Origin of the sequence: Devosia psychrophila, from assembly GCF_000971275.1 — a bacterium.
In the GTDB taxonomy this organism is placed as follows: Bacteria; Pseudomonadota; Alphaproteobacteria; order Rhizobiales; family Devosiaceae; genus Devosia; species Devosia psychrophila.
Genome location: NZ_LAPV01000072.1, coordinates 1 through 13,993, shown reverse-complemented (window position 1 = coordinate 13,993; position 13,993 = coordinate 1). Strand labels below are relative to the sequence as shown.

The following is a 13,993-nucleotide window of genomic DNA, read 5'->3' as shown; positions in this document are numbered from 1 at the left end:
ATCTGGCACTCAAAACGTTAGTTGTGGGGAGGGAAGCAGCCCGATCAACCAGGCCACCGTGGTCACGAAAACTGCGATTGCCAGGCCGTGCATGTAGGTCGAGGTTGCTGTTACGAAGGCGCCGCGCAACCAGCCCCCACTCTTGGCCAAGGTCGTCTTTTGCCGGGTCCAACGCTGCTTATTTGGCCTGAAGAAGATGTAGGTCTTCACCATCGATCCAAAGATCTGGTTGAAGTAGATCAGAAAGGGGTAGAGCGCCGAGACGCGTGAGCGCGACTGGAACAGGAGGAGCGTCAGCACGTAGCGGGTGACCAGAACCCAGACGACATAGCCCAGGAAGGCCAGGGGCGTCACAAAGATGCCGATCAGGATGACCATCACCAGGCCCGCTAGCGAGGTCCACATGGAAATGCGCTGATCAAAAATCGCCCACCAGGTGAAGTAGCCGATGCGAGACGGCCCCAACATGAGGGCACGGCCATTAGTACGCAGCATGTTGCCAAACCAGCGGGTCATCAGTTGGGCTGCGGCTACGAGGAATTTGTCGGACGGCGGGTCTTCGACGGTGGAAACCAGAAGATCGGGGACGTAGAGCATCTGGTAGCCATTCTTGAGCAGCCAGAACCAGCTCGACTTGTCATCCCCGGTCAGGAACTTGATCCGTCCGATGCGCCAGTGATCGATAAAGTCCTGTTCGACCTGGTTAATAAAGCTTGGATTGCAGATCACGTCGGCTCGGAACATCGACATCCGCCCTGTGAGGGTAAGGACGCGCCGGGCCAGGCCGTTGGACGCCATCAGAATGTTGCGCTGCGCGAACCGGAGGCTGTACCAGATATGGAAGATGGCGCGGCCGCGCACTTCGGAGATCTCGTCGGTGGTGAGAGCGCCCACTTTGGGATTGTCCAGAAAAAAGCCAAGGCACTTTGCAACCAGATCGCGCGGCACCACGCTGTCGCCATCGATGACGGCGACGATATCGTCAGGTCCAGGCTGGGCATTGGCGATCGCCCTGAATCCGTTGGCCAAGGCATCACGCTTGCCAGTGCCTTTGATCCGGACAATCACCATCCTCACATTGGTTGCCGCGCCACAAATGCGTTGATAGGCGGCGGTGACGAGCCGTTGATCGGAGACATCGACCAGCGAGGCCACGACCGTGGTCTTACCCGGAGCGGCCATCGCGGCCTCGAAAGTGGCGCGATAGACCGATGCCGAAGTGTCGGCATCGACGCGGAAGCTGGTTACCAGGAGATAGGCATGGGGGACCTGGCCGGTACTGATCCCCCTATCGACGGCGGCATCGGAGGCCTTGCGCAGCCTAGGAAAACTGATCTTGCGGTAAATGAGGGCACGCACAAAATGCAGGATGCCCCAGCTATATCGCCACGTGGCCAAGATGCCCAGGCCAAGAAAGACCCCGGCTTCTGCATGCCAAACGCTGGAAAGCGCTTCACCTGGAACGGCCAGGGTCAAGCCACAGATAAGAAGGATGAGAGCGAGATGGGCATACCAGGTTTCGCTTGCCTCCATCAGCGCCGACCCGGACGTGCGCGCGGCACCGCGAAAGCTGCGCAACGCTGAGGCGTTCAGGTATGGGGGCGCTATCTCTGAGCTGTCGGTCTTCTTACCAAACAATGCATCTGTCACGTCTAAGTAGCTCCAGCGCCTGCATATTTTTTATGAAAATTTGGACGAAATTTCAAATCTGACGATTATGCGTAGAGGTGGCAATCAATTCTAAGCACGCGGCCAAAGCCTTTACAAAGGATGGTTGCGCAAATCTGGTAACGTTTTGCTGCACTATTCAAACCGACGAGAAAATGCATAGTATCCGAGTTCACGCCAGTGCGAGTGCATTTGGCGCCGCCGAGTGAACTCCAGGGTCTTGTGCAATCATTTGGTGAGCCCCACCAGAGCAAGTTCTCCTTAACCTTAATTGCGTCGCCGACCGCAGTTTGAGAGCAACTTTGTGACCAGGGGCAAGCCGCTTGTTCCAGCGATACTTGGGTGGGTGCCGGCGCGCAAATTTCGCGCGCGAGTTGTGGTGAGACGCTCCCGAAAAAATGAGCTGACCTCTGCTGGTTTGCTTTAGTGAGACGTTGATGCTTGCCGGTGGGACGGCAGCCAATGGCTTTGTTGATCAACGCCTCAGGCAGAGTGGCAAAAAATTTGGTTCCCCCACAAATTGCGCATGCCTGACATGCGCCGACCATGCGCCACATCATGGCCCCAATTGAGATGGTAAGTTTCCGTTAACCTCTGCGTGTGACTCTTAACGGGCTCTGCGGAGGGCTGAGTCATATCCTGCGGGCCTAACCGGCGGAAATGAGTTAGATCGATCGCACAGGTCGATGCCCCAGTTGGGCAAAATGGGGCGCGTTTATTGAAGCCCCGGGGTAGTAAGTTTTCCGCGTAAATCTCAGCTGACCAGGCTGCCTTGTGCAGCGCTTGCGCCGTCTCACGACGACAGCATAGGAGCACGCTATTGCCCGTTAATTCCGACAAGTTTGATCTAACAAACTGGAAACTCACTCTGCCGGTCGATAGTTCAGGGCTTATATCAGGCGTCGCCCAGGAGGTGAAAAACCTCCTAGGATTTGAAAGTTCCCAATATTTCTACGATGCCCCTGACGGCGCGATGGTGTTCCGTGCCAGCGCGGACGGGGCCACGACGAGTGGCTCGAAATATGCCAGATCCGAACTGCGCGAGACGGAGGGCAGTCGGCTTGCTGCTTGGAACCTCGACCGCGGCGGCGTGATGACGGCGACGCTCGAGGTTGATGCCGTTCCTAATCGGGCTGATGGAACCCCAGGTCGCTTGATCATTGGTCAGATCCACGGGGCCGACGAGGAGCTCATTCGCCTCTATTGGGAGAATGGCACGGTCTATTTCATGAATGACCAGGCCGGGTCCTCAAACAGCGAAATGCGGTTCAACTTCCAAAGCGCTTCCGGCGCGGCGCCTCAGATTTCGCTCAATGAGCGCTTCTCGTACAAAATCGATGCTAAGGGCGACAGTCTGCGCATCGAGGTGTTTGCCGACGGGCAGGTCTATAGCTCGGTCACCCAGATCAATTCGGTTTGGCAGTCCGACACATTCTATTTCAAGGCCGGGGTTTATCTTGGGGTCAATGAAAGCAATGGCAGCGGCAGCGGCCAGGCCTCGTTTTATGGTCTCGATGTCGGACACGCGCCAGGCGAAGGGCTCGATGGCTGGAAGGTTGGCACGACTCCAATCCCAACTCCGCCAGTGCCTACGCCTGTTGATGAGACGGTCTGGGGCACGGCGGGCGACAATAGCCTCTATGGCACGTCGGCCAAGGACGTCATTTCGGCGCTAGCGGGCAATGATACGATCTATGGCGGGCGTGGGGCGGACGTCATTACCACGGGGTCGGGCAACGACACGGTGGTCTACAAGTCGGCCGCTGAGGGCACTGACACTGTCACCGATTTTAGCTCTTCTGATCGAATTGACCTCAACGCGATCTTCAAAGAGATCACCGGTTTTAAAGCGGCCGAAGCGTTCGATGCCGGCTATGTCCGGGTCGTCGCGCAGGGCAATGATGTCCAGCTCTGGGTTGATACTGACGGCGCCAAAGGCTCGGCAGCTGCAACCCATATCGGCACGTTCACCAATGCCAAGCTGGGCGATTTCGGGCTCAATTCGTTTGTTCTGTCAAATGGTCCGGCCGCCCCCACTGTCCCCACAACGCCGCCCCCCAATCCGTCGGCGCCGTCGCAGTCCATGTCCGGCAATGATGGGAACAATACGATAACCGGGGGGACTGGTAGGGACGTGATCCGCGGCAACGGCGGAAACGATGTCCTCTTTGGTGGACTGGGTGACGACGAGCTTTGGGGTAATTCGGGAGCTGACACCATCGTTGGTGGAGCCGGGAAAGATTGGATCAAGGGCGGCGACGGGCTGGATAAGTTTGTTTTCCAGTCGCTGGGCGATGCTGGGGACACCATTTCCGATTATCGCAAGGGCGAAAAGATCGACATTTCCGGCATTACCGACGATTTCTCCGTCGGTCCGGATGTTTCCTATGCCGAATTGCGAGATCTAGGCTTCATTTCGATCCGCGATACGGGCCACTATACCAATAGCCTCTTCGTCGACTATGACGGCTTTGCTGGCCCGGGTGGTGAGGTGATGGTCGTTAAAATCGTCGGTGTCGATGACACGGTCCGCGACGGCAATTCCATCATCGTTTGACCACCCTCAGTGGCTGGGGCGAGACAGGGCCGAAAAAGTCACGCTTCCCTCGCCGGTGCCAACGGTGCCGGCCTCGCTGCCTTCCATGCCAACTTGTACATAGGCACCGGCCTTGAAATAGACCGGTTTCCCCGGCCAAAAGGCGCTGATGGGATCAACGGCCCGGTAAGTGACGCCTTTATAGGTCGCGGTGACGACCAGATTGTCCTGATCAACGTCGATCGCATAGGAAAACTCGTCCCCCAAGGCGATTGCGGGTTCCGAGCCGTCCAAAGCGGTGAGGATGAACTGGGTTTCTTCCTCATCTTCGCCGGCCTTGTCGTCAAAAAAGTACAAGCGCCCATTGTCGAAATAGAGGCGGCACAATTCGTCGTTGGGCCCGTGGATCTGGCCAATGACGATGCGCCCGGACGCGCCGTCGGACGTTGTGGGCAATTCGTTGACCCGTAAAGTGGCCTCCAGGTGGCCGCCTTCCTCGACTGTCCATTCATATTCGTCGCCGCGGCCGTCCATTTCTCTGAGCTCAGAGCGCGGATAGTTTGAGCCGCCGGTCCTGGCAGAATTTGTCGGAGCCATGAATGTGACGGAGGTGTCGTCGACAACGAAGTAGGGAGGCAGCGAGAAGCCGTCCAGCTCGGTCACCTCCATGGCGTCCCCCTCCCCGCTTAGTACTCCCTGACCGTTAACGGGCAAAGTCACCTTCCAGAAAGACAGATCAATTCCTGCGGCCGTGGTGTCCGGGACCGCCGGGGTTTCAGTCACGGGCGCGAGGACCGTGGGAGCTGGCGGCGCAACGGTGGCGGAACTGTCGGGGCTGTCACCGACCATGACCTGAGGCTGGACATTGATGACCGGGGGAGCAGGCTGGACGGTAACGGTCGGCGCCGCTGGGGCCACGTTGACGATCGGAACCGCGGGCGCAAAAAGCCGACCAAGGGCAAAACCGCCCGCCGTTCCGCCGAGCACGAGCGCGAGGGCCACCAAGCCAAGGGTGAGATCGGAGTGTGGTCGGCCTTGAGCGACCTCGGCGCGAATGGCCTCGATACTATGGGCGGTTTCCGCTCGGAGCCGGTTGAGATCAGCCAAAGTCGCGCGTGGCTCATCGTCAGTGGCCTTGCGCAAGATTTCAGTCATTCTGGCTCCCAGCGTCTAAAGCCGACGGGCGGCATCAATGAAACCAGCTCTAAGCGGCAGAGTAATGCCATATCAACCACGGCCGCATAACTTTTGAGTGCATGGCGCCCTTGCGCCGCCACCCCATCAAAGTCCTCAAGCATTTCGCCAAGTCCTGGGAAACGCCATCCCGCTAATCAGCATTGCTTCCATGCAGGGGTAAGCCGTGTGAACCGCGCTTGAGCTGTGCCAATAATTGACGACTTGGCGGCTCTGCACGGTCCTTGGTTAGTTGTCGAATGTCCCATTGGGCAGATTAACCAAAGGGCTGCAATTGCCTTCATTTGGGGAGGGTTAGATTGTATCTCCTGACCCCAAGAATTTCATATGCGCCGCATTACCCAAATCAACAACGAGCGTGATCTTCCATGTCCCATCCTATTGTACCCGTAATTCTTGCCGGCGGGCAGGGCACTCGACTGTGGCCGATGTCGCGCACAGCTCGGCCCAAGCAGTTCTTGCCGTTGACTGGTGAATTTAGCCTGTTCCAGCAAACTCTAAGCCGGGTTGCGGATCTCAACATTTACGCGCGCCCAATCGTCATCACCAATTCCGAATACCGCTTTATCGTCGCCGAACAGGCTTTGGAAGTCGGCTCGCCGCTGTCGAGTGTACTGCTCGAGCCGGTGGCGCGAAACACCGCCGTTGCCATTGCTGCCGCAGCCGCCTTTGCCAGCGCCCGCTTTGGGTCTGACGCAGTGCTGCATATCCTGCCTTCGGACCATGATGTCATTGTGGATGGGGGCTATCGCTCGGCCATAACCCAAGCGGCTGAGGCAGCGTCGAAGGGTTTGCTGGTCACCTTCGGGATCATTCCGACCCATGCCGAGACCGGCTACGGCTATATCAAGTCGGCGGCATCGGCGGGCGGCAAGGTCGCGTCGGTTGAGCGCTTCGTCGAAAAGCCTAACCAGGCCAGGGCCCAGGAGATGCTGGCGGAGGGCGGTTATCTGTGGAATTCGGGGATGTTCATGATCGGGGCGACGGCATTCCTTGACGAATGCGCCACGCTTGCGCCCCAAACGCTGGCTGCTGCTCGTGGCGCCATTGAAAGCGCCAAGATAGACCTCGATTTTGTGCGACTTGATGAGACTGCCTTCGCAAGGGCGCCCAATATCTCGGTCGACTATGCGATCTTTGAAAAGACCACCAAGGCGGCAGTCATCGCCGTCAACTTTGGCTGGTCGGATTTGGGGAGTTGGGACGCAGTGTGGAAGAATGGAGACAGGGACAGCGCCCAAAACTTCACGAAGGGCAACGTCACGCTCGACAATGTGAGCAATTCCCTAATTGCCAGTGATCACGCCCATGTCGCGGTGAGTGGTTTGGACGATATTGCGGTGATTGCGACCGATGATGCGGTCTATGTAGGGAAGCTATCGGAAGCGCAAAATGTGGGTAGCATGGTCAAAGTGCTCAAGGCCCATAAGTCGACCTCCAATCTGACCGAAATTCACAAGACGGCGTTTCGTCCCTGGGGTGGTTATTCATCCATCCTCAACGGGGAGCGATTCCAGGTCAAACGCCTGTTCGTTAAGCCGGGCAAGAAGCTGAGCTTGCAAAAGCATCACCACCGCGCCGAGCATTGGATCGTCGTACGGGGTACTGCGGATGTGACCATTGACGGCGCCGTTACGACACTGGCCGAAAATCAGTCAATCTACTTGCCGTTGGGCTGCGTTCATCGCCTGTCAAACCCGGGCAAGATCGAACTTGAACTGATTGAAGTCCAAACCGGTTCGTATCTGGGGGAAGACGACATCATTCGTATCGAGGACGAATTTGGACGGGTGTAGGCCGCTCGCAAAAACTAGCCGACCCCTGTTTACACTGGCAGTTTCGCTCCTCCCCGTGCAGCGAGAGTTCGGATTGGTCGGTGGTTCGTGGCATCTCTATTGCCGATGAAGTCCTTACTTCGCCGGCGGGCAGTTGTTCAAGAGGTCTCGTCGGTGTGTGAAGCCAGCTCCTTAATTGCCAAGCGTGCGCTCTTGGCACATTGAGCGATGGCAGCATCCTGATAACCGCGTGGGGCGTATACGCAATCGTAGGTTTCCAAGAACGCAAGCAAAGCCACTTGCATGTCGAGAAACATAGAGCTGTCGTCAACGAGACGGGTGTTGCTTGAATGTGTGCCCAACTTTTGGGTCTCTCTGCTTTCTTTGATCGATGTCACCGAGCCATCCTTCCGACTAATGTGTGACCTGCCTGTCGTCCTCCAATGGGAAGAGTCGCATTTAGCAATGGCAAACAAATTGGGTAAAGTTGCGATGTCCACAGCCCCTCCCAGTTGTATTATGCAGATTGAGGCTGGGCGGCGCATTGTTTCATGTCATTGCGAGCCATTTGGGTTACCACCTCCAATTTTTTCAATCTGCAAGCCGCCGGCATTGGGGTCGGGGATCTGCCATGCATCCCGGCGGGTATCGGCGTCGGGGGTGTCGTGACTTGGTATCGCCAAGGCCCTCACCTGTTAAATCACCAAAATCAGAGCAGCAAAGAGTTATGTCGGTGTCCCGGAACAGTCTAAAATTTGGAACCAGCGGCCTGCGCGGCCTGGCAGTCGAGCTCGAAGGGCAGGCAGCCCGTCGTTACACGGTCGCCTTCCTGCGCCACGTTGAAAGCCTCGGCCAGTTGGGTGGTGGCAAGATTTTCGTCGGTCGTGACTTCCGGAATTCCAGTCTGGCTATCGCCGCCGACTGTGCCACGGCTATCGCCCAATTCGACCTCGAAGCTGTCGATTGCGGTACAATTCCGACACCAGCGCTGGCCTATCACGCGATGGCGGCTGGCTGTGGCGCCATCATGGTCACCGGCAGCCACATTCCGGTCGATCGGAATGGCCTCAAATTCTATCTTCCGACCGGCGAGATCAGTAAGGCCGATGAGGCTGGCATTTTCGCGGCTCTCGACGAAGAGTTGATCCCCGACAGCACGGAATCCGTGCGCGACAAGGCGGCGGCGGCAGTTGAGCGGTATTTCGACCGCTGTGCCGGTTTGCTGCCCGCGGGTGCCTTGCTCGGTCTTCGCATTGGCGTCTTCGAACATTCGACCGTCGCTCGCGATCTTCTCATGCGAGTTCTCCAGCATGCTGGCGCCGATGCGGTCGGTCTGGGGCGCACCGATACCTTCGTCGCCGTCGACACCGAAGCGTTTGGCGACGCTGTGTTCGCCCCCCTGAAGGGCTGGATCGCGAGCGAAAAACTTGACGCGATCGTGTCGTCGGACGGCGATGGCGACCGCCCACTGCTGATGGACGGCAACGGCGATTTCGTGCGCGGCGACGTGCTGGGGCTGCTGGCCGCCCAGTTTTTGGGCGCGCGCACCGTGGTAACGCCGGTCACCTCCAATTCGGCGATCGAGCGGACCGGCTTTTTTGCCAATGTCGTCCGCACCAGGGTTGGGTCGCCTTTCGTCGTCGCGGCGATGGAACTGGCTCATGACGCGGTGGTCGGCTTCGAGGCCAATGGCGGTACGTTCGTCGGCGATGGCGTGGTCGTCGATGGACAACCTCTTGCGCCGCTACCCACCCGCGACGCCGTTCTGCCGCTGCTTTGCGCCCTGGGTATTGCGGTGCGTCAGGGCAAGCGGGTGGATGAGGTGGTTGCGGCACTGCCGTTGCAGCATGCCATTGCCGACCGGCTACAGGATGTGCCTGGCGATAAAAGCGGGGCCTTCCTCAAGCGACTCGAGCAGGACGCCAGTTTTGCCGAGGCTTTTTTTGGGTCCCACGGCATCGCCGGGCTTTCGACCATCGACGGGCTGCAGTTCCGGACCACGGCGGGGGACATGGTGCACTTCCGGGCGTCGGGCAACGCGCCAGAGCTGTGTTGCTACATCGAGGGCAGTTCGCCCGACGTGGCGCGGGCGCTGCTCAATTGGGCGATGAAAGCCGCTGCGGCCGAGGTCGCCTGAAAGCGATAGGGGCGGGCCGAAAGCGGCCCCCCGGGTTTTACTCGATATCGCTCCAATCAGGGGAGTGGGTCAGCCCTGTCTGGTTGGTGTTTTTGGTGCCGGCAGCAGGGTTCGAACCCGCGACCCCTGATTACAAATCAGGCCACAACTGCGGAGTGCGGGCATTTTCTTTCAGTATGTCGCGTTCATGTCGCAAACAGCGCCGCCTCGGCCTTTGCCAAGCTGGCGCCATCGTCGTCCCTAGGAAATAGGTGGCCGTACCGGTCCAAGGTTAGGACAATAGTGGAATGGCCTAGCCGATCCTGAACTTCCTTCGGTGTAAGCCCCTGGCCTTTCCAGCTTCGGCCGAATATTTGGAATTACGCGCCAAGCGCTGACAAACGACCACCTCGGCGTTTTTGCCGATCTGGCGGCGCGTTTCGGCCGTGCGGCGACGGAATTCGAAGCTTCGTTCTTAGCCAGTGTGCTCGAGGCCAATGGCAAAATGGGTGACGGGAAAGCCGTTTTCCACGTTGACCACCGAAACCTTGCCGCCACCGGATCCGCGCTATCGGTGACTTCGCTATCTGCCGCTCGCCTAGCGACGCGGCAGCAGGTCGATGCTAATGGCGACTTGGTCTCAATTGTCGCGAAGTTCCTGATCGTGCCGGCAGCCCTCGAAACAGCAGCAGAGCAGCTCCTGGCGACCATCACCGCAACAACGGCGAACGACGTCAATCCTTTTGGCGGCAAGCTCGAGCTCGTGGTTGAGCCGCGCCTGAAAAGCGCAACGGCATGGTATCTCTCGGCAGACCCGCAGCAATATCCGTCGCTTGAATATGCCCACTTGGAAGGCGAGGAGGCCCCGCGCCTCGACCAGCGCGTCGGCTTCAGTATCGACGGGATGGAATTCAAGGTGGCGCTGGACTTCGGCGCGGCGATCACCGACTTCCGCGGCCTCTATAAAAATCCCGGCCTGTAGCCGGCACAAAATTGCGCTGGGGAGGAGTCCTCAGCCGATGCGCAGGGCCCTCTGCTCTGTTTGAGGTCGGTTCCTCCCGGCCGCCGTCATTGGGGAACTTCGGCCCTTAATGACACAGCGCCCGCCCCCCCAGGGGCGGGCGCTTACCTTACCGGGATGGCTATAAGCCTGCATCCGGGAAAAAGCTGTCCACTACTTCGTCAACGAGTGATTTTTCGTAGACGCTGAACTCCTCTTGGACGCTCTCGCACATCTTGTAGGCCCGTTCCTTGGCAGCAGAATATGCCTTGCCAGCGTCGAGTTGTTGCGCAGTTACGACTACTGCGCACCCTGCATAGATATCGCCGTCTGTGGCTCTAGCGTCGCCGCTGGCTGTAACAGCTTCGCTTTTCGCATCATCACCATCAGAGCTGGTCAACTCGCCAGCAAGCCTCACGAGATCATGCGTCGGCTTGGAAATCTCAAAGAACGTAGCCTGCCCTTGACCTGTGCCGACGGTATGAGCTTCGGTGCCCTCTAGCCCTACCTGCGAATAGACCCCTGCTTTGAAGTAAAGCGGCTTGTCCGGCCAAAACGCACTGAGCATGTCTGTACCCGTATATTCCACACCGTCATAGGTGACGGTTACAACCAGCTTCTCGGCATCGGCCTCAATGCTGTAGGAGAAGCGAGCACCAAGGGGAATTGTGGCCTCTGATCCATCGGCTGCAACCAGATTGAACGTCCTTTCCTCTTGTTTACCGCCTGCTTTGTCGTCGACAAAATAGACATGCCCATCCTCATCGTAATACAGGCGGCAAAGCTCGTCAGCCGGACCATGAATTTGCCCGATTACAATTCGGCTGACCGCGTCTTTGCCAATGGCAACGGGCAGTTCATCAACCTGCAAGATCGCTGCTAAGCGGCCAACATCGGCGGCTAGCCATTCATAACGGTTACCGTTTCCATCCATCTCCCGCAGCTCTGAACGGGGGTAATTGGACCCACCAGTGCGGGCACCATTGGTCGGGGCCATGAAGGTAACGGAGTCCGGCTTTACGTCGAAATACGGCGGCACCGCTAGGCCCTCCAGCGCCCTGAATTCGACAGCATCGCCTATGCCGGACGTTTTACCCAACTCATTGATCGGAAGCGTGACCTTCCAAAAATCTAGATCAACCGAGGTAGATCGGTCGGTGATCATGCCGGGCACGTTTTCAGGATCCTCCGCTGCAACATTGGCGACGTTGAGGGTCAGGCACATCCCAGTAAAAACGGCTAGTTTTGCACGATGCCAGAAGCGTTCAGTAGTCATTTTACACCATTAGAGCCAGGCCAAGCCGCGCTGTAGGATTATGGCAAGTCAGTCAGGTCGCAAAGTGGCAAAGCGACACAGCAGCTCCCTAGACGTGTGAGTGCATGCTGGAGAAAAGGCCCTAAGCTCGGCTGTCCGACCTGGGCAGCTCAAGTGCCATAATGTGAGTTCTCCGCCGATACACCGCTCTCTTTGCAGTTTCAGATTATCGGTGCACGTCGGGATTGGGGTCGCAGCCGCCGGTGGGATCCTGCTTGAGGTGCCGCGATGATCATACGTACTGGCCACTTCAACGTCGACAAGCCCAGCGCATCGGCAGCATGACGGTACATATGCCTGAAGCCACAGATGACAGCATGCAGCTCATAAAGGCCGCCTGGAGGGCCGTGGCGGCCCTCTGGGTGCCTGACTACCGATATTCCAAGGCCGGCATCATAACTCAGGATCTCGTGCCGCCACCGGTCCCACGGCGAGCACTGTTCGACAACCTCGACCATGAGAGGGCCGCCAATGTGATGGCTGTAACGGATGAGGCGAACCGGCGCAGGGGCAGAGCAGCGGTTGTACCGGCCACCACCATGAACCTCGGCATTCAGTCTTAGAGCGAATGCTGATGCTCGGCTTCTGGCTCATCCAAGGGCCAGAAGCCGATCGTGTCGGTTACCCGCTATGGCAAGTTCACCGACTATGCCATCGACTTCGGCCCGGCCCAACCCGGCAAGCCGGACCTGCACATCGTCTATGGACTGAACGAGGCCGGCAAATCCACGGCGCTCTCGGCCTATCTCGACCTGCTGTTCGGCGTCGAGCACAATTCCCGCTACGGCTTCCTGCATGCCTATCCCAACATGCTAGTGGGCAGCGCGCTGGAATTTGGCGGCGCCGAACATGCGTTAACGCGGGTCAAGGGCAAAAGCCCTACCCTGCGCGATGGGCGCGGCCAGCCGGTCGACGAGGCCCCGCTCAGCGTGCCGCTGGCCGGGCTCACGCGCGACACCTATAGGTCGATGTTTTCGCTCGATGACCAAAGCCTGGAAGACGGCGGCAATGCCATCGTTGCCTCCAAGGGCGAGCTGGGCGAATTGCTGTTTGCCGCCAGCGCGGGCCTGGCCGATCTCGGCAGCATCCTCTCCAAGGTGCGCGAAGAGGCCGACGACATCCACAAGCTGCGCGGGCGCACCACGCAGATCGCCGAACTCAAGCGCAACCTCGCCGCGCTCAAGACCCAGCAGGACGAGATCGATACCCGTGCCTCGGCCCACGCAGTCCTCTTAGCGACAAAGCTTCAGGCCGAGACCGCCTATGCCCGGGCCATGCATGACCAGGGCCAGGCCAAAACGCGGCATGATGAGATCGCACGCCTGCTTCGAGCGGCGCCGCTGGCCAGCGAGTATCAGCGGCTGCAGCGCGAGATTGAGCAATTTGGCTCCTGCCAGTGCCTCCCTCCGAGTGGACCGGACAATTGCCAGGGCTCATGGTCAAGAATGCAGAATTGCACACGTAGAGCGAGGGTACACAGGCGGACCTGGCCCGGCTGGACGGCGAAATCGCCGCGCTGGTGATCGACGAGCGGTTTTTGGCATTGGACGCTGCCATTACTGGCCTGAGCGATGGCATGGCCCGCTTCAACACGGCCGAGAGCGACCTCCACGGCGCCAAGCGGCGATTGCCGAGGACGAGGCGATTATTGCCGCCATCCTCGCCGGTCTCGGACAGGCCGGCCACACTGCGCCCGAGAACCTGATTCTGCCGGTGCCGCTGGTGGGCACGCTGCGCGAATTGATCGAAACGCGCTCCGGCATCGACGCCCGAGCCGACACGGCGCAGCGGGAGCTGCAACACCCACCACCGCCACCTCTGCGACATCGCCAAAGAGGTCATGCCGACGGTTAAAATTCACGAACTTGGCGATTGAGTGGCAATGCTTGCTGCAAATGGGGCATCGACTATTGGGAACCCGCTGCAGATGCCTTCGAGGCCATGTGATGGCACAAACCGCTTCCGCCGGCCCTTGCGTCCGCTTACTGGATTGGCAAAGCCATCTGCGCGCCACTCTTTTGCGGTTCCCGGTCGAACTTGGAAACCGAGACACCCAAAAGCCTGACCGGTAGGCGTGCGCGGAAACGTCTCCAACAACAGCTCTTCCACCATCGCTGCCATGTCGTGGCGACTCGAAACGACGGACGGCCTGCTCCGGGCCCGGGTAGTCAAAGTTGGAAAACTTTGCCTTCAAGGTCACGGTGCGGCCATAAAGACCTCTGCTCCGGCAGACCGCCCAGACTGTCAATCGGCGCCGGATAAGGGCTCTGACGCACATTCGATGATCGCAGGATCATGTTGCTCCGATCAGTCTGGCCTGGAGCAGGTCAAGCTTGGCGCGACCGTACATCTGACGTTTGACGAGCTTGAGCTTGGTGATCTGCCCTTC

At 58.8% G+C, this 13,993-nt stretch carries 11 protein-coding genes and 1 pseudogene; 6 read left to right on the top strand and 6 right to left on the bottom strand.

Annotation, left to right across the window (positions count from 1 at the left end; genetic code table 11):
- Positions 1-9: 9 nt before the first annotated feature.
- Positions 10-1,650, bottom strand: coding sequence for a glycosyltransferase (locus WH91_RS05670; RefSeq protein WP_248305811.1), 1,641 nt, complete (start codon positions 1,648-1,650; stop codon positions 10-12).
- Positions 1,651-2,488: 838 nt separating this feature from the next.
- Here WH91_RS05670 and WH91_RS22470 point away from each other — a divergent pair.
- Complete coding sequence (locus WH91_RS22470; RefSeq protein WP_074797712.1) at positions 2,489-4,225, top strand: polysaccharide lyase family 7 protein; 1,737 nt, start codon at positions 2,489-2,491, stop codon at positions 4,223-4,225.
- Between the two features lie 6 nt (positions 4,226-4,231).
- On the opposite strand, the gene WH91_RS22465 is transcribed toward WH91_RS22470, so the two are convergent.
- A complete protein-coding gene (locus tag WH91_RS22465) occupies positions 4,232-5,359 on the bottom strand; it encodes a polysaccharide lyase family 7 protein (RefSeq protein WP_052952617.1) in 1,128 nt (375 codons plus the stop codon).
- Positions 5,356-5,502, bottom strand: coding sequence for a hypothetical protein (locus WH91_RS24575; RefSeq protein WP_158409521.1), 147 nt, complete (start codon positions 5,500-5,502; stop codon positions 5,356-5,358). The genes WH91_RS22465 and WH91_RS24575 overlap by 4 nt, the downstream gene beginning before the upstream one ends.
- 264 nt (positions 5,503-5,766) lie before the next feature.
- Between WH91_RS24575 and WH91_RS05655 the strand changes: the two genes are divergently transcribed.
- On the top strand, positions 5,767-7,194 hold the full coding sequence (locus tag WH91_RS05655; protein ID WP_046170026.1) for a mannose-1-phosphate guanylyltransferase/mannose-6-phosphate isomerase: 1,428 nt from the start codon (positions 5,767-5,769) through the stop codon (positions 7,192-7,194).
- 137 nt (positions 7,195-7,331) lie between these two features.
- On the opposite strand, the gene WH91_RS05650 is transcribed toward WH91_RS05655, so the two are convergent.
- On the bottom strand, positions 7,332-7,571 hold the full coding sequence (locus WH91_RS05650; protein ID WP_046170025.1) for a hypothetical protein: 240 nt from the start codon (positions 7,569-7,571) through the stop codon (positions 7,332-7,334).
- A 335-nt stretch (positions 7,572-7,906) separates the two neighbouring features.
- On the opposite strand from WH91_RS05650, the gene WH91_RS05645 reads away from it, so the two are divergent.
- Positions 7,907-9,310, top strand: a complete 1,404-nt coding sequence (locus tag WH91_RS05645; protein ID WP_244542441.1) for a phosphohexomutase domain-containing protein — start codon at positions 7,907-7,909, stop codon at positions 9,308-9,310.
- 185 nt (positions 9,311-9,495) lie between these two features.
- Here WH91_RS05645 and WH91_RS26295 read toward each other — a convergent pair.
- A pseudogene (locus tag WH91_RS26295) lies at positions 9,496-9,642 on the bottom strand (site-specific integrase); the annotation flags it as partial.
- 17 nt (positions 9,643-9,659) lie between these two features.
- On the opposite strand from WH91_RS26295, the gene WH91_RS05635 reads away from it, so the two are divergent.
- Positions 9,660-10,271, top strand: coding sequence for a phage major capsid protein (locus WH91_RS05635; protein WP_143078219.1), 612 nt, complete (start codon positions 9,660-9,662; stop codon positions 10,269-10,271).
- A 160-nt stretch (positions 10,272-10,431) separates the two neighbouring features.
- Here WH91_RS05635 and WH91_RS22460 read toward each other — a convergent pair whose 3' ends face one another.
- Entirely contained in the window at positions 10,432-11,565 is a 1,134-nt protein-coding gene (locus tag WH91_RS22460) for a polysaccharide lyase family 7 protein (protein ID WP_082102008.1), read from the bottom strand.
- 320 nt (positions 11,566-11,885) lie between these two features.
- Between WH91_RS22460 and WH91_RS05625 the strand changes: the two genes are divergently transcribed.
- Positions 11,886-12,167 carry a DinB/UmuC family translesion DNA polymerase gene (locus WH91_RS05625; RefSeq protein ID WP_074797711.1) on the top strand — a complete coding sequence of 94 codons (282 nt, stop codon included), beginning with the start codon at positions 11,886-11,888 and terminating at the stop codon, positions 12,165-12,167.
- Positions 12,168-12,218: 51 nt separating this feature from the next.
- A complete protein-coding gene (locus tag WH91_RS05620) occupies positions 12,219-13,127 on the top strand; it encodes an ATP-binding protein (protein WP_046170023.1) in 909 nt (302 codons plus the stop codon).
- Positions 13,128-13,993 lie beyond the last annotated feature (866 nt).

Bases quoted from the DNA above. Each gene is read 5' to 3' on its own strand.
- WH91_RS22465 (WP_052952617.1), bottom strand. From the start codon at position 5,359: ATGACTGAAATCTTGCGCAAGGCCACTGACGATGAGCCACGCGCGACT.
- WH91_RS24575 (WP_158409521.1), bottom strand. From the start codon at position 5,502: ATGCTTGAGGACTTTGATGGGGTGGCGGCGCAAGGGCGCCATGCACTC.
- WH91_RS05655 (WP_046170026.1), top strand. From the start codon at position 5,767: ATGTCCCATCCTATTGTACCCGTAATTCTTGCCGGCGGGCAGGGCACT.
- WH91_RS22460 (WP_082102008.1), bottom strand. From the start codon at position 11,565: ATGACTACTGAACGCTTCTGGCATCGTGCAAAACTAGCCGTTTTTACT.
- WH91_RS05625 (WP_074797711.1), top strand. From the start codon at position 11,886: ATGACGGTACATATGCCTGAAGCCACAGATGACAGCATGCAGCTCATA.